Source organism: Clostridium estertheticum subsp. estertheticum (assembly GCF_001877035.1).
GTDB lineage: Bacteria > Bacillota > Clostridia > Clostridiales > Clostridiaceae > Clostridium_AD > Clostridium_AD estertheticum.
The window spans coordinates 605,733-626,887 of the sequence record NZ_CP015756.1 but is presented as its reverse complement, the minus strand read 5'-3'; the positions used below and the strand labels follow the sequence as shown (position 1 = coordinate 626,887).

Sequence of the window (21,155 nt, the reverse complement as noted above, 5' to 3'; positions counted from 1 at the left end):
GAATTTATAAACATTTAAAACAAGGAGGTTTCAAATGAGCACAAAAGTCGAAATAAAGACAGAGAATGAAGTGGAGCACCATGGTGAACTCAAAAGGAGTTTACAAGCCAGGCATTTAAATATGATTGCAATTGGTGGTGCAATTGGTACTGGGCTATTTTTACTTAGTGGTGGCACGATAAGCAAAGCGGGTCCAGGTGGCGCAATTGTCGCATATTGTGTTATGGGTATTTTAGTATATTTTTTAATGACATCTCTTGGAGAGATGGCAACACTATTACCAGTTTCGGGTTCCTTTGAAACATATGCTACAAGGTTTGTAGATCCTGCATTTGGATTTGCTTTAGGTTGGAATTATTGGTTTTGCTGGGCCACATGCGTTGCTTGTGAATTAGTGGCAGGATCCATAATTATAAAGTTCTGGCTTCCGAGTACTAATGCAACTTTGTGGAGTATATTATTCTTAGTTGTTCTATTTATACTTAATCTTACATCAGCAAGAGCCTATGGAGAAGGTGAATATTGGTTTTCCAGTATTAAAGTTATTACAATAATTGCATTCATAATAGTAGGTACTCTAATGATATTTGGTATAATGGGTGGACACTCGCCAGGTTTCTCTAACTTTACACTATCTGATGTTAATGGCAATAAGGGCCCCTTCATAGGCGGCATATTCGGGATGGTAAATGTATTTCTACTCGCAGGCTTTTCTTTCTCTGGTACTGAACTTGTAGGCCTTGCTGCAGGTGAGTGTGAAAATCCACAAGTTAATGTTCCAAAAGCCATCAAGATGGTATTCTGGCGTATCCTTTTATTTTATCTTGGTGCAATAATAGTAATTGGGTTCCTAGTTCCTTTTAATGATCCAAACCTTTTAAAAAGTGGTACAGACCAAATAGCATTTAGTCCTTTCACTATGGTGTTTGAAAGGTCAGGCTTAGCATTTGCTGCAAGCCTTATGAATGCAGTTATTCTTACAGCTGTGCTTTCAGCAGGAAACTCTGGATTATATGCTTCATCACGTATGCTTTATTCAATGGCAAAGGAAGGAAAGGCACCTAAACTTTTTGGGAAAGTAAATAAGAGGGGTGTTCCAATGAATGCACTTTACCTTACAACTCTTGTTGCTTGTTCAGCTTTTTTTGCATCTCTCGTTGGTGATGGTAAAATATACTATGCACTAGTTAACATTTCTGGTATTACAGCTTTCTTTGCATGGTTAGGTATAGCCATATGCCACTACAGATTCAGAAAAGCATATATTGCACAAGGAAGAAAACTTGAAGATTTAAAGTATCGAGCTAAGTGGTTCCCATTCGGCCCAATTATGGCTATGATACTTTGTACTATTGTTATATTTGGCTCAAACATATGGATATTTCAAGAACCCAAATTCGATTGGTTTAGTTTTATAACAAATTATATGACTATTCCATTATTTGCAATTTTCTATTTTGGTTATAAGTTTATAAAGAAAACCAAGATAGTTCCTCTTATGGAATGTGATTTTGAACATAAAGAATATCAAGAAACGGAATAAAAATTAATCTATAAAAAGAAGGAGAGTTATTATGAATCCAATAACCAATATTTTAAAAGATTTTCCATTAATTATTTTAGACGGTGCCTTAGCTACAGAACTTGAACGATTAGGGTGCGACATTAATGATTCTCTCTGGTCAGCAAAAATACTTGCTCAGAATCCTGAAATAATAGAGAAAGTACACTATGACTATTTCGCTTCTGGAGCTGACTGTGCAATTACCTCAAGTTATCAAGCTACTATTGAAGGATATGTAGAAAAAGGTTTCACTAAACTCGAAGCAATATCCCTTATTAAGAAATCTGCTACTATTGCTATAAAAGCTAGGGATGATTTTTGGAAGAATCCACTACATAGAATAAATAGACCAATTCCCTTAGTTGCAGGCTCTGTAGGCCCCTACGGTGCTTATCTTGCAGATGGTTCTGAATACCTTGGAGATTATAAAATTGGTGAAGAAGAACTAATTGAATTTCATAGACCAAGAGTAAAAATCTTAGTAGATGCAGGTGTAGATATTCTTGCTTGTGAAACAATACCTAGTCTTATAGAAGCTAAAGCTATTACTAAACTACTTAAAGAATTTCCCAATGTATATTGTTGGATGAGCTTTAGTGCTAAAAATGATTTTCAGATAAGCGATGGTACATTAATTTCTGATTGTGCCAAATATTTAGATTCCTTTACTCAAGTGGCTGCCATAGGAATAAATTGCAGCGCACCTGATCATATACAATCGTTGATTGAAGAAATCAAAAACAATTGTAAAAAACCTATAGTAGTTTATCCAAACTCAGGAGAAGAATATGATGCCTGCTCTAAAACTTGGCATGGTAATTCCTCTAGTGAAATTTATAGTCGTAGTGCCAAAGGCTGGTTTGACAAAGGCGCTCAGCTAATTGGTGGTTGCTGTCGAACAACTCCCGACGATATTAAAGCTATTGCTACATGGGCTCGAAAATAAATTAACAGCACCTACTCATCATTTAAGAATATATAAAAAAAAGCATCTATATTAATTTATAGATGTTTTTTTAGTATTTATATAAAAGAACTTATCACTTATTTCGAAGCCTGCATTATCAGAAAGTCTATTTAAGTTACTTAATAAGTTTACCTTAGCATTACTAGCGAGAAGAGTCGGACAATAATCATTAGTATAATTTACTGAAGATATACTACAAGGAATAACTCGTACACCAATAGATGTTAAATTATTATTTACAAACTTTAAATTACTTTGAAAAATAAAAGTTGTTTTATCACTTGGATTAGAGTTACCACCAAAACAGAAATTTCCTAAACTATAGGCGATAATTTTATTTTTATATTGTTCAATGCCTTCAATTACGTGGGGGTGATGTCCAAGTATTATATCTGCACCGTTATCTATAGCAAAGTGAGCAAGGTCCTTTTGTGCAGCTACTGGATAATACGCATTTTCGGCTCCCCAGTGGAAGTTTATAATTACAACTGAGTTAGTCTTTTTTAATTGTGATATATCCTCTTTTAATTTATCAAGAAACCTTTTATCTAAAGACCACCCTCTATAACCTAAAAATCCAAAGGACTGTCCTTTTATTTTTGTAGTCCATTTAGATCCTTCTCCAAAATAATTAACTTTTTCTTTTTCTAGGGCATTTTTTGTATCAAGAAACCCTTTTTCTTTATAATCATATATATGATTATTAGAAATATTTACACCTTCTATTGAACCAAGTGTTAAACTTTTAGCATAATCGCTACTGGCTTTGAAATTAAACTGTTTATCTGCTTTGTCATTAGAATCTGTAAAGGTTGTTTCTAAATTAGCTATTGTGACATCATCCTTACTAAGGATACTACGTACATTTTTAAAATAATAGGCAAACCCATTGTTTTGATTCTGCGCCATCGCCGGAAGACTACTAGCATAATTAAATTTACTATCAGTGCCTATGGTACAGTCCCCTACTGCAGATAGCAATACTTCTGTGTTTGTGTTTTCTACTTTCGGAGAAACGGCAGGTTTTATAACATTATTAGTATTATGATTTTCATTGGGCTTTTTGAATGATGATGAAATAGTTTTTATAGTAATTAAGGATAAACTTATGCAAATAAGTAGTACTAATAAATTTTTGATTGCTATTTTTTTATTGAATTTTCTACGCCGCTTTTTCTTCAAGCTAATACCCCCATTGTTAATGTAATATATATACTACCCCGAAGCCTAATGTAGTATACCTACCCCCTCTAAGGGCAATGAGATGTTAACAGTTGTACCTTTACCATACTCACTTTCAATTTGAAGAGTTCCACCATGATTATCAACAATGCTTCTAGAAATCGCTAGTCCAAGACCTGTACCAACAGATTTAGGATCAATTTTATAAAAGGATTCCATGATATGTTCCAGGTTCTCTTTCTTAATTCCAATTCCTATATTTATTATTTGAATTAAAACAGAATCCTGGTTAATTGTTTGTATAATATTAATAGCGCTGTCTTTATATGAAAAATTTATAGCATTATCTAGTATATTAAAAACAACTTGTTTTAGCTTGTTACCATCTGCTGTAATAGTTACAGGAATTGTATTCGCCACTAAACGTATACCTTTTTTTTCTGACTTTTGCTTAAGCGTAAATATTACCTCATTAATGATTTTGTCCACCTTAACTGATGATGTAACTAACTCTATCCGATTAGATTGGTATTTTGAAAAATCTAGAAGATCCTCTACTAAAACGATAAGTCTCTCCGATTCATCACTGATAATTCCTAACCCAAATTTAAGTTCCTCATCAGACAAATCATGAGGTGCTTGAATTGTTTCAATCCAGCCCTTGATGCCAGTTAGGGGTGTTCTTAGTTCATGTGTTACAGAAGATATAAAATCACTCTTTAGTCTGTCCATTTTTAATATTTCATCTGCCATGTAATTAAGCATTTTCGCCATTTCTCCAAGCTCATTCGGATAAATTTCTTTTATCCTTTTCCTATATTTATCCTCTGGCATTTTTTGTGTGAACTCAATAATATCATTTAATGGCCTTACTATGGAATTTCCAAGCTTTAAACTGACAAGCAAAACAATAACAGCAACAACAACACAAATAATTATCCCAATGCCTATAAGATGCATAATTAAACTATCAATTTTTGTAAGTGATACCACATATCGTAAAACACCAACCGTCTGGCCTTCAAAGATAAGTGGAGTATAAACAGCCATAATTTTCTCACCTGAATATTTATTTTTTTCAGTTTTGTAAGTGGTTTTTAGGGACAGTACAGAAGGATCAACGTAGTAAGTCGTACCTTCATTAAAACCTGTTGAGGATTGAATTAGTTTGCCATCCCTTTTTAATAGTTGCAGCTGAGATCCTTTAACCTCATATTGTTTAATAATATCATCGCTATAGTCCCTTAATTTAATACTGGAAAAATCAGTTCCTCTTGTCCACACTGGACTCACACTCTCTGCTTGCTGCTGAAATGTATTAGCAATACTCTGGTAATAATAATATGTAGCCGCCACGCCAAATCCAGACATAACAAGGCTTAAGGTAAGAAAAATAATGATCATGAAATAGGCAATAATTTTTTGCTTCATTGTTTTACTCCTTCCATAAGTAGCCGTATCCCCAATCTGTACATAAATACTCCGGAGCTTTTGGATCACATTCAATTTTTGTTCGTATTCGCCTGATATTAACATCAACCACTTTTGCATCACCCATATAGTTTATGCCCCATACAACATCTAACAACTTATCTCTTGTAAAAACTTGATTTTTATTACTAATTAGACATTTTAGAACTGAATATTCGGTTGGAGTTACTTTTATTTCTACACCTGATAATGAGACTTTCTTATTATTTAAATGGAGTGAAAATGGACCCGATTTAAGTAATGAACTTTCCTTCTTATATGCTTCATTGTTCATCCTGCGTAATAAGGATATAATTCTTGCCTCTAGCTCTACCATACTAAATGGCTTCGACAAATAATCATCTGCTCCGAGTATTAGTCCATCGACTTTATCTTTTTCCTGTGTTCGGGCCGTAAGCATAATGATTCCAACTGATGAACTTATAATCCTAACCTCCTGGCAAACCTCAAATCCATCAATGCCAGGAAGCATTAAATCTAGTAATATGATATCAATTCTTTTCTCCTTAAAAAGTACTAGTGCTTCTTCTCCTGTCTGAGCTTCTATAACCTCATATCCTTTTCTTTTTAAATTAAGGCTGACAAAACTACGTATTGAAAGCTCGTCTTCAACAATAAGAATTGTTTGCATATTTATTTCACCTCCACTAAAAATCATCCTTAAGCAAATGAAAATTATTATATAAAAAAGTAACATCTTCTTTCACATCGCTGTAAAAGATTGTATCCTTTGTTTCACCGAGTTTTTCTTTAGAACTAATATAGGAATCTTTTTTTGTCCACTTTACTTCAAATAATATTTTTTTATCTGTATTTGATATCAATCTAACACCTTTATCAATCCTCTTAATAGTTAACTTATGATCCCATTTAACTGGGATTGTTATATAAAAATGCTGTCCTCCATCCACGTATCTCTCCTGGATTGTTTGTTTTGTACCATCTATACGATAATCCACATATTCATGAATAAAAGGAATTTCAGCCATTGCTGCTTCTTCAAACCCTTTAGGAATATACATTCCTGCAACTTCTATAATACCATCATTGTTAATATCCTTACTGTAAAGAGGGTATGCTTTAAATAAAATCGGATCATTTTCCTTTCCCACTTTAATTAATTTTCCTTTATCATAAGCAACAATTTCTGTCAGCATAGAATGAGCCCCAAGGTCACTGTCAATATACAATGCTTTTCTTCCATCTGCTAGTTTTCCACTGACAGTATTCTCATGATAAGCATCAGAATCTAGTTTCACTATGGAACGTAATTGTAACTTTCCTTTTTCATAACTAAACATCTTCGCATACTGTGATTTTTTTATTTCGCCATTAATTATAAGAATATCAAGTTTTCCATCATCATTATAATCAGCTATATCTACATCTTCATAGCTGAGATTCACTCTCTTTACTAACCCTTTTTCCTCCCATTCATATATATCTAAATGCTTTTTTGATTTAGAATCAGATATGGAAGTACCAATAATGACTTCCTTTTTCCCATCATTGTTTATATCTTCAAGGTTAAAATGATCAAGGTAGTTGTCACCTGTCGCTATATCAGACACTTTATTCCAAGTTTCGTTACTTTCTTTGAGAGTTAATATATGAACTTGCCTGTTTTCTCTCATATCGATATATAAGACTACAGTTTCTTGTTTACCATCTTTATTAATATCTTCTATAAAAATGGACTTTTTTTGCTCTGATTTCTTAGGAACCACATATTCTGAGCCAGGAGGCAAAATTTCATCTAAGACTTTCTTGATTTTTTCTTGCTTTATACTTTCAGCTTGTGGAGCCTTAGTTAAGTTATTTGCATCAGAAACATTCCCACAACCAGCTAAAACAACTCCCATAGAAATAAATATAATCATTATCCATGCTTTGTATTTCATCATAAATATGTAAACCTCCATTTTTTGCTATCATTTAATTTACTATTTATATATCATATACTATTTCTTTAGCTTTAGCTTAATTAAAAGAATACATGATAACAATGTAGAATGAGTTACAAAAAAGTTACAACATTGGTTGAAAGTGAAAATGGTAAAATAATTATTGGTGAAGGTGGTAACTTCTTAGTGTTTCTATCAAATCCAGAAACACCAGAACTTTTAACTTCAGGAAGGATGGCTTTTTGCTTTTGAGAAGAAAGGATTAAAAATAATTGCAAATGCAATGATTAACAAAATATATTAATATTCATTTTATATTCTATACAAGGGAGCTTTCCGAAAGGCATCTTCCTTGTATTTCATTAACCTAAATCATTTATATTGAGATCTTTTTTATACAATCTTGAACCCAGTCTATGTAGGCTTTTTCTCTCATAATTGCACCATTTAAAACAATATAATCTCCGAATCGTGGAGAAGATACTTTTGATATATCGTTTATCTTTAAAAGCTCTTCCATAGTATTTCCCAGATATTCTAATCTCTTAGAATGTTTGTTTAATGCACTTTGGAATTGTTTTATTAAATCTTCATTAGATATTTCATCACAAAAAAATGCTTTAAGTCTAAAAACATCTTTAGGAGTGTGTTGTAAAGGTTCATCTTTCTTTAGCCATTTTTGTAAGCATACCTTTCCCTCTTCAGTTATGGTATATAATTTTTTTTCAAGTTTTTCACCTTGGATAATTATTTCATATGAAATTAGACATTCATCAGTTAGTTTCTTTAATTCAGGATAGATTTGACTATGATTAGCATACCAAAACTCCACTAACCCACTATTAAATTCTTTCGTTATATCATATCCAGTTAATGGTTTTCTATTTATCAATCCTAAAATTGCATATTTTAAAGTTCTCATATAACAACACCTCATTCTTTCTTATTATTTTACCATAATTAATCTAAATGTAAAGTACAACATAATATAAATAACATGTTAGTATTGACATACCTAAATATAAAAGTGCATAATATATATAAAGGCATTACATAATTGTCTTACTATAGATAATTTAGGAGGGTGTATATGAACAAGTATAAAAAATTGTTTGAACCAATTAAAATCGGTAAATGTGAAATTAAAAATCGTTTTGCATTAGCACCAATGGGACCACTCGGACTAGCTGATAGTGAAGGTGGCTTTAATCAAAGAGGAATTGATTATTATACCGAAAGAGCAAAAGGTGGCACAGGGTTAATTATTACAGGAGTTACTTTTGTAGATAATGAAGTTGAAGAACATGGTATGCCAAATTGTCCATGCTCTACATATAATCCAGTTCAATTTGTTAGAACAGGTAAAGAACTAACCGAAAGAATACATGCATATAACGCAAAGGTGTTTCTTCAAATGTCAGGGGGATTTGGTAGAGTTACTATTCCTACTAACCTTGGAGATTTTCCACCAGTTGCACCATCGCCAATTCAACACAGATGGCTCGATAAAACTTGCCGTGAAATTACAATAGATGAAATTAAGTCTATAGTTAAAAAATTTGGAGATGGAGCTTATAATGCAAAGAGAGCTGGTTTTGACGGAATAGAAATTCATGCTGTTCATGAAGGCTATCTTATAGACCAATTTGCTATGTCATTATTTAACCATAGAACAGATGAGTATGGTGGAAGCTTAGATAATAGACTTCGTTTTGCTCGTGAAATAGTTGAAGAAATCAAAGATAGATGTGGAGAAGATTATCCTGTAGTTCTTAGATATTCACCAAAGAGCTTTATTAAAGATCTCAGAGACGGAGCACTTCCAGGAGAAGAATTTACTGAAAAGGGTAGAGATCTTGAAGAAGGAATTAAGGCTGCGAAGCTACTTGTATCCTATGGATATGATTCATTAGACACAGACGTTGGATCTTACGATTCATGGTGGTGGAGTCATCCCCCAATGTATCAAGATAAGGGATTATACAGACCATACGCTAAATTAATGAAAGAAACTGTAGATGTACCTATTATGTGTGCCGGAAGAATGGATAATCCAGATATGGCACTAGATGCTATCGAAAATGGAACATGTGATATTATAAGTCTTGGTAGACCACTTCTTGCAGATCCTGATTATGTAAATAAATTAAGAAGCAACAATCTTAAATCAATTAGGCCTTGCATATCATGTCAAGAAGGTTGTATGGGACGTATACAACATTATTCAATGCTTAACTGTGCTGTAAATCCTCAGGCATGTAAAGAAAAAGATAATGCACTTACACCAATATTAAAGAAGAAAAAAGTTTTAATAGTTGGAGGTGGCGTAGCTGGATGTGAAGCTGCAAGAGTTTTAACTCTTAGAGGTCATGAGGCAATTATTTTTGAAAAGAATGATAGATTAGGTGGAAATCTTATACCAGGTGGAGTTCCAGACTTTAAAGAAGACGATATAGCTTTAGCTAATTGGTTTGAACATACATTAAAAGAATTAAAGGTTCAGGTTAATTTAAATGCTGAAGTTACAAAAGATCAAATTTTAAAATCTGATTTTGATAGTGTAATAATTGCTACAGGCTCTACTCCAAAAGTATTTCCACTTGGAGATGACGCAAAGGTATTTACAGCCGCAGATGTTTTACTAGGAAAGAAAGACTGCAAAGATACAACAGTTATAGTTGGCGGAGGATTGGTTGGATGTGAACTTGCACTTCATCTTGCTAAAGAAGGCAAAAATGTAACTATAGTAGAGGCATTAAACAAAATACTTGCATTAAATGGACCTTTATGTTCTGCAAATAGTGAAATGCTTGAGAAATTAATTCCATTCAATAAGATTGCTGTAAAAACAAATTCAAAGGTTAAAGCATATAAAGATGGATTACTTGAAATGGAAACAGAAAATGGAATTGAGAAGATTAAATGTGATTCAGTAATACTTTCAGTAGGATATAAAGAGGAAAATTCTTTATATAAAGAATTAGAATTTGAAGTTCCTGAAATTTATCTTTTAGGAGATGCACGTAAAGTTTCTAATATCATGTATGGTATTTGGGATGCTTATGAAGTTGCAAATCATATATAATTAAATTATTTAAAATCTATACAAAAATAAAAACTCTGAGGACTTTAACTCAGAGTTTTTACTATAAAAAATTCTATAAATTTTCAGCAATATTATAAATTAATTTTTCAGTTTCTTCCCATCCTAAACATGCGTCTGTTATGGATTTACCATAAGTTCCACAACTTACATCTTGTTTACCTTCTACAAGGTAGCTTTCAATCATAAATCCTTTTATCATTTTTTTAAGTAAAGAATCATATTTTCTACTCATTAACACTTCTCTTGCTATTCTTGGTTGCTCTTCATAATGCTTCATTGAATTTGCATGATTAGTATCTACAATAATAGAAGGATTTTCAAATTTCTGTTTTTCATATTCTTTAGCTATATTTATTAAATCTTCATAATGATAGTTTGGAATATTTTTACCATAAGAATCCACAGCCCCTCTTAAAACAGCATGTGCAAGTGGGTTTCCTGATGTTTCAACCTGCCATCCGCTATATATAAAAGTATGAGCACCCTGTGCTGCTTTAATTGAATTTAGCATTACAGTTAGATCTCCACCAGTTGGATTCTTCATACCTACAGGCATATCAATACCACTTACAGTAAATCTATGTTGCTGATTTTCTACAGAGCGAGCCCCAACTGCATGATAACTTAACAAATCTGATAGATATGTATAATTTTCTGGATATAACATTTCGTCTGCAGCAGGCATATGATATTCACTTAATGCTTTTAAATGAAGTTTTCTAATAGCTCTTAATCCTGCATCCATATCAGGTTCTTTACTTGGGTCTGGTTGAGAAGCCATGCCTTTATATCCTTCACCAGTAGTTCTAGGTTTGTTTGTGTAAATTCTAGGTATAATAATTATAGAATCTTTTACTTTTTCCTGAACTTTTGCAAGCTTTCCTATGTATTCACACACCGAGTCTTCGTTATCAGCCGAGCATGGTCCAACTATAAGTAGAAACTTATCAGATTTATTCTCAAAAACTTTCCTTATTTCAGCATCTCTGTTTTTTTTAATTTCTTTAATTTTATTTGATAGAGGCATTTCTTCCATAATTTCCTTTGAAGTAGTCATCTTTTTTATATATTTAATATTCATTTCACTTTTCCCTCACTTTGCTTATCTATTATTTTGTTCAACTAAAATTCGTATAATTTTTTTTACTCCTTACTAATCAAAAGATTTCTTCCGCTAGCTTCTAACAAATTGTGGCCGCAATTTATTTTGTTAATGAATTATATCACAAATTTAATCACTCGTTGTGGATTTTTTAATAATCCGCTCTTTTTCCCTATAACTAGCTATCCAGAGACTATTTATAAATTTTAATATTCTAAATAAAAAAGCCTGTCCCATAGATTTCTCTACAAAATAGACTTCTAATGTTAGATAAAACTTCTATAAATTTTCAGCAATATTATAAATTAATTTTTCAGTCTCTTCCCATCCTAAACATGCATCTGTTATGGATTTACCATAGGTGCCTCGCCCCACATCTTGTTTACCTTCTACAATATAACTTTCAATCATAAATCCTTTTATCATTTTTTTAAGTAGAGAGTCATCTTTCCTACTCATTAATACTTCTCTAGCTATTCTTGGTTGTTCTTTATAAAGCTTCATTGAATTTGCATGATTAGTATCTACAATTATAGAAGGATTTGCAAATTTCTGTTTTTCATATTCTTTAGCAATATTTATCAAGTCTTCATAATGATAGTTTGGAATATTTTTACCATAAGAATCCACGGCCCCCCTTAAAACAGCATGCGCAAGTGAGTTTCCTGATGTTTCAACCTGCCATCCACTATATATAAATGTATGACCATCTTGTGCTGCTTTAATTGAATTTAGCATTACACTCAGATCTCCACCAGTTGGGTTCTTCATACCTACAGGCATATCAACACCACTTACTGTAAATCTATGTTGCTGATTTTCTACTGAGCGAGCTCCAACAGCAATGTACCCTAACAAATCTGATAGATATGTATAATTTTCTGGATATAACATTTCATCTGCAGCAGGCATGTGATATTCACTTAATGCTTTTATATGAAGTTTTCTAATAGCTCTTAATCCTGCATCCATATCAGGTTCCTTACTTGGATCTGGTTGAGATGCCATACCTTTATACCCTTCACCAGTAGTTCGAGGTTTATTTGTATAAATTCTAGGTATAATAATGATAGAATCTTTTACCTTTTCCTGAACTTCTGCAAGCTTTCCTATATATTCGCACACCGAGTCTTCGTTATCAGCCGAGCATGGTCCAACTATAAGGAGAAACTTATCAGATTCATTCTCAAAAACTTTCCTTATTTCAGCATCTCTGTTTTTTTTAATTTCTTTAATATTATTGGGTAGAGGCATTTCTTCCATAATTTCCTTTTCAGTAGGCATTTTTTTTATGTACTTAATATTCATATCACTTTTTCCTCACTTTGCTTATTTATTATTTTGTTAAGCTAAAATTACAAGAGTTTTTTTAATTCAATTTGTTATATTAATGAATTATATCACAAATTCAGTCAATTGGAAGAATATTTTAATTTTTCATTCAATTCTATAATCAAATTTATTAAATAATCAACAATATGCTCTACATATTTCATTTTAACAAATTGGAATTTCTATTGTCACCTGTGCTCCACCAGTGATAAGTGAGTTAGCTATATAAAGCCTCCCACCATGCAAATTTACAAATGATTCAGTAATATATAATCCTATTCCAAAATGAATTTTTGATGCCCGGCTAGAATCACCCATATAAAATTGTTTTGTGGCGGATTTAATATCTTCGCCAGAAAAACCATTACCACTGTCTGTTGTAATAAATCTTATTTTGTTATCTTCTGACTTTACCTCAAAACAAATTTCTCCATTATTTGGGCAATAATTAACTGCATTTGATATAACATTCATAATTGCTCGGTAAAGTAATGACTTATCAATCATAATCGACTTAGGTATCAAAGTTTTAATGAATTTAACTTTGAGTCCCTTTGTATTTGCAATTGCTTCAAGCTGATCCTTAATTGTATTAATAAAATTTATAGAATCTATTTCTTCAAGTTGTAAAAAAAGAGGTTTTTCTGAATTTGAAATCTCAATTAAGATTTTAATATACTTCTCAATCTGTATACTGTTTTTCGAAATATAATTAACGTATTCTTGCTGCTCCTTACTTATTGTTGAATCAGACAATAGTTCAGCATTTCCTTTAATAATTGTTAATGGAGTTTTAAGGTCATGTGCAAGAGCGGAGATCTGTTCCTTCTTTGCTCTTTCAATATTCCATTGCTCCTCCAATGACTTTCTTAATTCCGTTTTCATGTCCGATATTGATAAAAGCACATCATTAAATTCTTTTATTCCTGAATATTTTATGTCAAAGTCCAAATCCTGCTTCTTGATTTTTTCAGTAGCCTGCAATAGAGGACTTAAATGTTTATTTAGTTTTTTTGCATATATTGCAGTAATAATAAAAACAATAAAAAAATATATTATAGCAAAAATTATAACCATAGTATTTTCTGGATCTGGTAAATGTTTATTTAAAAACTCAGATTGATAACTCATTTGAATATAGTACTGCAAAACACAAGACCCTTCTTGCCTTTCAATGAAATAGTAGTTCTTTTTGCTTCCATCTTTTGAGTAAGTACCCTTAGCATATTCTATTGCAGTCAGTAAGTCCTTACCATCTAAATTTGTTTTTATAACTTTATATTTTTTATCAAAAACAGCAAATTTACATCCATATGGTATCATATTCTCTGTAATTTCAGGTGCGGATGCAAGCAATGATTTAGCCCCTCTAGCCAAATTCTCGCTATAACTTGGTATAAAAAACATATCATTATTTTCTCCAAGAAAAAAAACTCCCAAATATAGTCCGGCGAAAACAATAAATGCAAGTCCTAAAGTTAATAAATACTTAAAAAAGACTACCTTTAGCGTAAAAATTTTTTTCTTTACTTCCATTTGTATCCTATCCCCCATACTGTCTCAATCGGAAGCATGTTAAAAACAGCGAGCTTTGCCCGTATATTTTTAACATGCTCCGTAATAGCTGAGCTATCACTTTCACCACCATACCCATAAACACCTTCATATATTTTATCCTTTGAAAAAACCTGACCTTGATTTCTTGCAAGAAATTCGCAGATGTTGTATTCACTTTTAGTAAATGGAATTTTTTTATCATCTACTAAAATTTCTTTACCTGATAAATTAAACTTTACTCCCGATATACAAAGTGAACTATGCTTTTCACGATTTTCTCGCCTTAAGTAAGCATTTACTCTAGCTCTAAGTTCCCCCATTCCAAAGGGTTTTGTAATGTAATCATCTGCACCAAGTCCTAGTCCGTACATAATATCTGCTTCCATAGTTTTTGCTGTAAGAAAAATAATGGGGCAATCCACAATGCCACGATTTTCCTTGCAAAAGGTAAACCCATCCATACCCGGCATCATGATATCAAGTAAAATCATATCAAAATTTGAAAATTCACTAGTTAAAATTTTTTCAGGATTTTCAACTGTAGTCACCAAATGATTGTCTTTATGAAGAATATTTTTAATTAAAGCCAAAATATCAGGTTCATCATCGATAACCAGAATTTTTGCCATGCTACCACCCCCTTTATCTTTTATATAAATAGTATAACGTCAAAATATTTTCAAATCAACTTCTATTATCCATAAATTTCAAAACAAAACTGCAAGCAAAGAGATCAATATTTTTTTATCTTCATAACAATTCCTTCTTATTCATATGACTTTCTTCCTTCCCATTTTTTGAACCAAAATAAACTAATAGCAAAGGCTATACATATGGCAAATAACATGACAAATAATCCCTTTTGAATATCAAGTACTATTTCAGCACTGAAAGCAGGAGAGTTCAACTTTTCAAACATACGATGGCAAAACCTCACGCTCCATGCCCATGGAACAAAGTACCATATATAATCACCAAGACCAGTAAGCATCAGAGCAGAAATCAGACTTCCTGCAACTCCAAGCCCTGTGGAAGCTCCTTTTCCAAATTGAATACTAATGAACACATGCAAGATATAAAGAAATATGTTTCCTATAATTAATGCTACACCTGCTTTTAAATAAAATAAGTAGGGCAATACGTGAAATCCAAGTGCAAATACTCCTACAGCAAGTGCAATAGAAAAAGTTCCCAATAAAAGCAAAAGAATTAACTTGCTTAAATACATAGTACATTTTGATTTTGAAGTACATAGCATAACTTGAAACCCTCCAGCTTGCTCTTCCTTCTCAATTACTATCCCACTTATTAATCCTATGAGCAAAGGAAAAGCAATGGCAAGTACCTCCAGATACCCTTCTATATCAGTAATTGAGTTCTTTGATGTCGTATGGTAATATAATAAAAATATAAGCGCTCCTGCTAGTGGAATAAGTAAATGAATCCACGGAATAGAAGTATGTCCTAATTTATAAAAATCCGATTTTATACACCTAATTAAAGCAATCATATTAATTAACCTCCTGTTTTCCAAACCAATTAGCAGTAACAATTAATAATAAGGTAAACAGAATAAGGGACAGAATAATTCCAATTGGAATCACACTCGGATTTAGTAGTGACGATCCCATTTCTGCCTTAAGTCCATTTGGAAGATATCCAAGAACGGGACACATAATACGTGATGTCCAGCTATAAGGACAAATCCACCACATTGATGTTAATACAGTCAAATCACCTAATACAAACAAGCTCCCTACATTTATCAAAACAGCCCCTATCATTCCAAGTTTCTTCGCTAAAAACATACAAAGTGGAATTTGCCATAAAGATGTAACTGAGATCAAAACTACTGCGACAATTACTCGAGAAAAGGGGATTATAATAGAGAAATAGTAGCCACCTAAAATAATTCCAACTGACAAAATCATGCATGAGAGAGTCATATAAATACAATTTACCAGAACTTTTGAAATCCATACTTTTTTCAAAGAAATTGGTAGACCAAATACAGCCCTATAGCGCAACTTTTTTTGCTCCTTTTCGTTAGTCATTACTGCCATTATTGAAATATATCCCGGTAGTATCATCATGTACCACCAATTGAAGCTATTGGCTTGAAACCATTGTCCAGATGAAGCTCCGAATAACAAAGTAACTATAGGTGCGATAAGAATCAGTTTTTTTAGAAATGTTCCCTTGTACTTCAAATTTTCAGCCTGTAAATATTTAAGCATTATAAATCCTCCTTCCTATTCTTTTTCACAACCTCTGTGAAAAGTACTTCCAAATCTTCGCCGGGGTTGATTTTGCCGTTATATCCGACTACCCCATTGCTTATAATGCCGATATGGTCTGCAATAAGTTCAACCTCGGACAATATATGACTGGAGAGGATGACTGTCATTCCCTGCGCTGGGAAAGAACGTATTAACTCACGTAAATCTTGTATTCCGAGAGGATCTAGACCGTTTGTAGGCTCATCCAAAATTAGCAATTTAGGTTTATTCAGGAGTGCAATTGCAATTCCAAGTCTCTGCTTCATTCCCATAGAAAACTGTCCTGCTTGCTTTTTATTTGTGTTTTTCAAATCAACCGTTTCTAATACTTCTTTAATACGAGAATCTGGAAGTCCTAAAAGAATAGTTCGTACTTTGAGGTTTTCTATCGCCGTAAGATTTTCATAAAGAGGTGGAGATTCAATCAAAACTCCTATATTAGAAAGATCATTCCTGCTCCAAGCATGATCCTCAAAAATAATTTCTCCTGATGTTGGATGAAGCATTCCTGTAATCATTTTTAGTAAAGTTGATTTTCCAGCCCCATTTGGTCCTAGCAATCCATAGACAGAATTTTTCTCAATGGACAGTGAAATGTTGTTTACTGCACGCTGTTTTTTAAAAGTCTTGCAAAGATTTTTTGTTTGTAAAATATAATTATTCATAATCTTAATCATCTTCCTTTCGTTTACTATAGTTTTATAATACTAAGAAATTATAAGGATTCTATAAGGATTTCACTATTAATATAAAACAAAATCTCTACCTCATTAATAAGTACTAGTACTTATTAATGAGGTAGAGCAAAGAATAATTAACTTAAGTTTTTAATACATTATTAATTTAAAATTTACTCATTGGTATGACAAGGCTTCTTATCAGGAGCATCCGTTTGAATATAGGTCAATTGCCCTCCTGGATAGACTCCATTGTTAGTAACTTTATAGTCATCATGATTGTGCATAGGATAAAATTGAGGAAAAAAATTATCATTATCACATGAAGGTTCATTACATATCTCTACATAATTAACTGTTTGTATATTATTAATGTTTACTGGCTGGGTAGGAATGTCCGCTATTGCATTAGGATCTATAATATTAATTTTACGCATTTGTTTGCACACTGAAGCTATACAATCTTGTCCATTTACAATATAGTTTCTATATTCTGGTCTTTTATCTTCAGCCTCTATTAATAGGTCAAATGTTTCTCCTGAACCTATTGTAGCTGTAAAACCTCTTTCAAGTCCCTCATGTCCATGTAATTCTAGTTTTTCAGATATTATTAAAAATGGACTTGGTTCAGCATCCTTGCCTACTACTGTAAAATGCCATCCGTGTATATGCCACGGTACAACCTGATACCCCATATTAATCATTCTAAGCAGGAACATCTCTCCTGTTTTTACATGCACATAGGATTCATAGTTAATCGGAGAAACCTTTTTGCCACTTCCAACTTTTGAAGTTAGTGGGTGTGGAAGTAACGTATCTGGAAAAGCACGACCATTTACAAGCCAAAAGTCAGGTTTAAAATCTACAGGATTAAAATTACCACCTGCCTCAACGCTATCATGCCATCTGGTATCTATATCTGAAAGTAACATTACATATTCCTTATCAAAATATGAACGTATATCATTGTATGCAAAATTTCTATTTGTAGCAGTTTTAGAAATATGCTCTTGTAGTTTTCCTTTATATAGCCATCCACATCCTGGTGATTTTGTTATGCCTGCTAATGCAAGACTTTTCATGGATGGGTATACAACAAGGCCTCCATACATGCCCATTTGGATATGCTCAGATGCTTCAACATGGCAATGATACATATAGGTTCCTGCATGCTGAGTATCGAAAAGATAAGTCGCTACAGGTGGTTTTCTATCAAAATCCATCCACATTGGAACTCCAAAAGATGTTTCTGGAAAGCCATCCACCTGAGTGGCTACATGAGCCCCATGCATATGAACAGTGTGAGTATCCATGATACCTGCAGTTGGCATTCCTAAATTTATTAAAGTTATATACACTTTGTCACCAATTTTTCCACAGACCATAGGTGAGGGTATCGTGGCAGTTCCTATTAATTCTTTAAATTTGGGAAAGTTAGATGGGTTTGTCCAATCAAGGTCCTCATTAACCACTTTATTATTAATCTTAAATAGACCACCAACAAAACCAAATACATACACTTTCCTACGCTCTGTCTCTACAGGTGGTAGCTCGGGCGATGTAGGAAGTTCTATAAAACCGTCAGTAGCAGCAAGTACATAATGTCTAACACTCATTTTATCATCTCTCCTGTTTGTTTAATTTTGTTCTATATTAAAAACAATATATTAGTTTATACATAGATGTAGCATTTTTGAAATAACTTGAAATACATGCCTTCATCTGTAATTCATAATATGATGGTTGTGTAAGAGTGGCTCTACCCTTAGATAATTTTTTCAAAAATATTTTATATGCTTTTGAATCCGATACAATTTTTAATAATTTTTTTTGAACATATATTTTTATAATATTAGGGAAATATTAATATTGTATAAGAAAATAAAGGAGGTCTATTTATGGACAACAATAAAAGTCACTTAAAATCTGATAAGAAAAGTAATGCTGAACTAAGAAAGATGTTCCCACATGATGGAGGTGACATTGGAATTGAAAATGGTGAGAAAATAGACGCAAATAATGACAGATTTACTAAACGTTCTAAATTATCACATAATAAATAACAAGGGGGATGAAATTTATGATAACAGGTATTGTAAAATGGTATGATGCTAACAGAGGTTATGGATTTATATCTGCTCAAGACGGTGAAGATGTATTTGTTCACCATTTATCCATAAAAGAAGAAGGACCAAGAAAAGATTTACATGAGGGTGAGGAAGTTCAATTTGATGTAGTCGATGGTCTAAAAGGACCTCAAGCATCTAACGTTCAAAAGTTTTAATAAAATAATATTGTAGATTAGCTGTATAAAAATAGGTACAGAATTAAAATTCTGTACCTATTTTTATAAAATATTAAAATTTAATAAGCTCTTTGATCACCATTTAATATATTTTCAATTTCTACTGCTATTTCGCGACCTTTTTTGTATGAATTAAGTGTCTCTTTTGGTACTGAATCTTTAAATCTGTCCTCACCAGAAAGAAAATCAATTATACCTTTCTTCGCACTTGGGACATCTCCAACATGATCTATTCCATTAATTTCTTTTATTTTTGAGCAATTCATGAATATTCCTCCCTTTATATCTTTTCGATATTAAATAATTACTTATACTAAAAAATCTTAATATTATAGTTATACTTCCCTATTTAAAATTTTTAATGTACTTTCATTTTTTTTAAAATCAATAAAGATATTGAATATATCTTTGCGAATAAAATTTCATTCGACTTTTAAAAGGGAGTTCACAAAGTGAACTCCCTTTTGGGCATATACTATCTATATTTTATATGCAGTTTTACTACATGCCAAGAAATGTTAAATGATCTATTCTTATAGAAGCTGATTTTGGTGAACCCGGAGGAGTACTTCCACTATAAAAGTACATTGAATTATTAGTCGGATCAGTTCCGCTAAGTGCTTCAATAGCAGCCTTCATGGTCCCCGCCTGTGCAGTTCTATTAATGTTACCATTAAGTACTGGTGTAAATTGATATACTCCATTTGCCTTATCATTGATAACAGCACTTATAGAGTTTGGAAAACTGCCACTTCTAACCCTATTTATAACTACTGCACCAACAGCAACCTGAGCATTATAAGATTCTCCTCCAGCTTCTGCAGTTATTAACCTAGCTAGCAAGTCCAAATCACTTGCTGTGTATTTAATTGCTGCATTTTTGATTACTATATTACTATCTTGTACTGTATTAGAACTACTCGCCTTGACACTTTTGCCCACTTGTTTAGCTTCTAAAGCTTGTCTCGCTACAATTGCCTCATCTATTACTAATTGTGCACCATACTTGTTTTCCAGAGCATCTAGTTTTAACGCCAATAGATTTTGGTCAGATTTTTGTTTTGTTAAAATAGCCAAATCCTCTTTGTTATCAGCTCTTAAAGAAAGCAACTTTGTATTCCCTTTTTCTAGCGCTACCTTCTTTAAATTAATTGACGCCTCTTTTGTTTTCATATCACCAATAGCCTTTTGATCAAAGTTTACTATTGTTTTGATATTTTCTAATCTAGATATGAAATCATCTATACCATCTGCACCTAGCATAATGTCTATGTAACTTGCTGAGCCATTCATATACATTGCTCTCATTCTTTTATCAAAAATGATCTGTTCTGCTTTGATATCAACCTCTGCTTTTACAAGCTTCACTTTTGTTTGCTTAATATCTTTTTGCGCTATAGTTATATTTGTTTCATTCTTATTGATTTTAGCCATAATTGTTTTAAGCTGACTATTCATTATCTCTACTTTACTTTCAAGATTTCTTCTTTGAACCTTAACCTGCTGAATATTTGCCTTATCTGACGTGGAATCCGCATATACGCTAGTAAAACTAAAACACATGATTACTACAAGTGCCATCATAACTGAATTTAATTTTTTATTCAATTCTCCATTCCCCCTACATAACATTCTATTTATATATTATGTTTATAAGTTTTTATCATCTGAACATAATAACACACAGAG

Annotated in this window: 21 protein-coding genes; 6 read left to right on the top strand and 15 right to left on the bottom strand. The window is 32.3% G+C overall.

Annotated features, from left to right (window positions below; all coding sequences use genetic code 11):
- Positions 1-34 precede the first annotated feature (34 nt).
- Both A7L45_RS03015 and mmuM read left to right on the top strand, forming a co-directional pair.
- Entirely contained in the window at positions 35-1,543 is a 1,509-nt protein-coding gene (locus tag A7L45_RS03015) for an amino acid permease (RefSeq protein WP_071611400.1), read from the top strand.
- Positions 1,544-1,574: 31 nt separating this feature from the next.
- Positions 1,575-2,510 (top strand): homocysteine S-methyltransferase, encoded by a 936-nt coding sequence (mmuM, locus tag A7L45_RS03010; RefSeq protein ID WP_071611399.1) that lies wholly within the window; start codon positions 1,575-1,577, stop codon positions 2,508-2,510.
- A gap of 51 nt (positions 2,511-2,561) precedes the next feature.
- Here mmuM and A7L45_RS03005 read toward each other — a convergent pair whose 3' ends face one another.
- From A7L45_RS03005 to A7L45_RS02990, 4 genes are read right to left on the bottom strand one after another with little or no spacing between them, the layout of a single operon-like run.
- Complete coding sequence (locus A7L45_RS03005; protein ID WP_224616794.1) at positions 2,562-3,713, bottom strand: CapA family protein; 1,152 nt, start codon at positions 3,711-3,713, stop codon at positions 2,562-2,564.
- Between the two features lie 45 nt (positions 3,714-3,758).
- A complete protein-coding gene (locus A7L45_RS03000) occupies positions 3,759-5,144 on the bottom strand; it encodes a HAMP domain-containing sensor histidine kinase (protein WP_071611397.1) in 1,386 nt (461 codons plus the stop codon).
- A gap of 4 nt (positions 5,145-5,148) precedes the next feature.
- Complete coding sequence (locus A7L45_RS02995) at positions 5,149-5,835, bottom strand: response regulator transcription factor (RefSeq protein ID WP_071614836.1); 687 nt, start codon at positions 5,833-5,835, stop codon at positions 5,149-5,151.
- A gap of 16 nt (positions 5,836-5,851) precedes the next feature.
- The gene (locus A7L45_RS02990) at positions 5,852-7,108 is read right to left on the bottom strand and encodes an FG-GAP repeat domain-containing protein (protein ID WP_071611396.1); all 1,257 of its coding nucleotides are present in this window, start codon (positions 7,106-7,108) and stop codon (positions 5,852-5,854) included.
- Between the two features lie 108 nt (positions 7,109-7,216).
- Here A7L45_RS02990 and A7L45_RS23060 point away from each other — a divergent pair, with 108 nt between their 5' ends.
- Positions 7,217-7,360 carry a hypothetical protein gene (locus tag A7L45_RS23060; protein WP_169829556.1) on the top strand — a complete coding sequence of 48 codons (144 nt, stop codon included), beginning with the start codon at positions 7,217-7,219 and terminating at the stop codon, positions 7,358-7,360.
- 124 nt (positions 7,361-7,484) lie between these two features.
- Here the strand turns inward: A7L45_RS23060 and A7L45_RS02985 are convergent, their stop codons facing one another.
- Positions 7,485-8,030, bottom strand: a complete 546-nt coding sequence (locus A7L45_RS02985; protein WP_071611395.1) for a PadR family transcriptional regulator — start codon at positions 8,028-8,030, stop codon at positions 7,485-7,487.
- Positions 8,031-8,198: 168 nt separating this feature from the next.
- On the opposite strand from A7L45_RS02985, the gene A7L45_RS02980 reads away from it, so the two are divergent.
- Positions 8,199-10,193 (top strand): oxidoreductase, encoded by a 1,995-nt coding sequence (locus A7L45_RS02980; protein WP_071611394.1) that lies wholly within the window; start codon positions 8,199-8,201, stop codon positions 10,191-10,193.
- A 73-nt stretch (positions 10,194-10,266) separates the two neighbouring features.
- On the opposite strand, the gene A7L45_RS02975 is transcribed toward A7L45_RS02980, so the two are convergent.
- From A7L45_RS02975 to A7L45_RS02940, 8 genes are all read right to left on the bottom strand, one after another.
- Positions 10,267-11,295, bottom strand: a complete 1,029-nt coding sequence (locus A7L45_RS02975) for a 3-deoxy-7-phosphoheptulonate synthase (RefSeq protein ID WP_071611393.1) — start codon at positions 11,293-11,295, stop codon at positions 10,267-10,269.
- Between the two features lie 300 nt (positions 11,296-11,595).
- Positions 11,596-12,624, bottom strand: coding sequence for a 3-deoxy-7-phosphoheptulonate synthase (locus A7L45_RS02970; protein WP_071611392.1), 1,029 nt, complete (start codon positions 12,622-12,624; stop codon positions 11,596-11,598).
- Between the two features lie 189 nt (positions 12,625-12,813).
- Positions 12,814-14,184, bottom strand: coding sequence for a sensor histidine kinase (locus A7L45_RS02965; RefSeq protein ID WP_071611391.1), 1,371 nt, complete (start codon positions 14,182-14,184; stop codon positions 12,814-12,816).
- Positions 14,175-14,834, bottom strand: a complete 660-nt coding sequence (locus A7L45_RS02960) for a response regulator transcription factor (protein ID WP_071611390.1) — start codon at positions 14,832-14,834, stop codon at positions 14,175-14,177. The genes A7L45_RS02965 and A7L45_RS02960 overlap by 10 nt, the downstream gene beginning before the upstream one ends.
- 137 nt (positions 14,835-14,971) lie before the next feature.
- Positions 14,972-15,715 (bottom strand): lantibiotic immunity ABC transporter MutG family permease subunit, encoded by a 744-nt coding sequence (locus A7L45_RS02955; protein WP_071611389.1) that lies wholly within the window; start codon positions 15,713-15,715, stop codon positions 14,972-14,974.
- Between the two features lies 1 nt (position 15,716).
- A complete protein-coding gene (locus A7L45_RS02950; protein ID WP_071611388.1) occupies positions 15,717-16,442 on the bottom strand; it encodes a lantibiotic immunity ABC transporter MutE/EpiE family permease subunit in 726 nt (241 codons plus the stop codon).
- Positions 16,442-17,149 carry a lantibiotic protection ABC transporter ATP-binding protein gene (locus A7L45_RS02945; protein ID WP_071611387.1) on the bottom strand — a complete coding sequence of 236 codons (708 nt, stop codon included), beginning with the start codon at positions 17,147-17,149 and terminating at the stop codon, positions 16,442-16,444. Before A7L45_RS02945 ends, A7L45_RS02950 begins: the two co-directional genes overlap by 1 nt.
- A 185-nt stretch (positions 17,150-17,334) precedes the next feature.
- Positions 17,335-18,777 carry a multicopper oxidase domain-containing protein gene (locus A7L45_RS02940; protein ID WP_071611386.1) on the bottom strand — a complete coding sequence of 481 codons (1,443 nt, stop codon included), beginning with the start codon at positions 18,775-18,777 and terminating at the stop codon, positions 17,335-17,337.
- Positions 18,778-19,059: 282 nt separating this feature from the next.
- Here A7L45_RS02940 and A7L45_RS23055 point away from each other — a divergent pair, with 282 nt between their 5' ends.
- Complete coding sequence (locus A7L45_RS23055; protein WP_169829555.1) at positions 19,060-19,224, top strand: hypothetical protein; 165 nt, start codon at positions 19,060-19,062, stop codon at positions 19,222-19,224.
- 17 nt (positions 19,225-19,241) lie between these two features.
- Complete coding sequence (locus A7L45_RS02935; protein ID WP_071611385.1) at positions 19,242-19,445, top strand: cold-shock protein; 204 nt, start codon at positions 19,242-19,244, stop codon at positions 19,443-19,445.
- Between the two features lie 80 nt (positions 19,446-19,525).
- On the opposite strand, the gene A7L45_RS02930 is transcribed toward A7L45_RS02935, so the two are convergent.
- Both A7L45_RS02930 and A7L45_RS23665 read right to left on the bottom strand, forming a co-directional pair.
- Entirely contained in the window at positions 19,526-19,732 is a 207-nt protein-coding gene (locus tag A7L45_RS02930) for a hypothetical protein (RefSeq protein ID WP_071611384.1), read from the bottom strand.
- A gap of 235 nt (positions 19,733-19,967) precedes the next feature.
- Positions 19,968-21,074: a cell wall hydrolase gene (locus tag A7L45_RS23665; RefSeq protein ID WP_071611383.1), complete on the bottom strand. Its 1,107-nt coding sequence runs from the start codon at positions 21,072-21,074 to the stop codon at positions 19,968-19,970.
- Positions 21,075-21,155 lie beyond the last annotated feature (81 nt).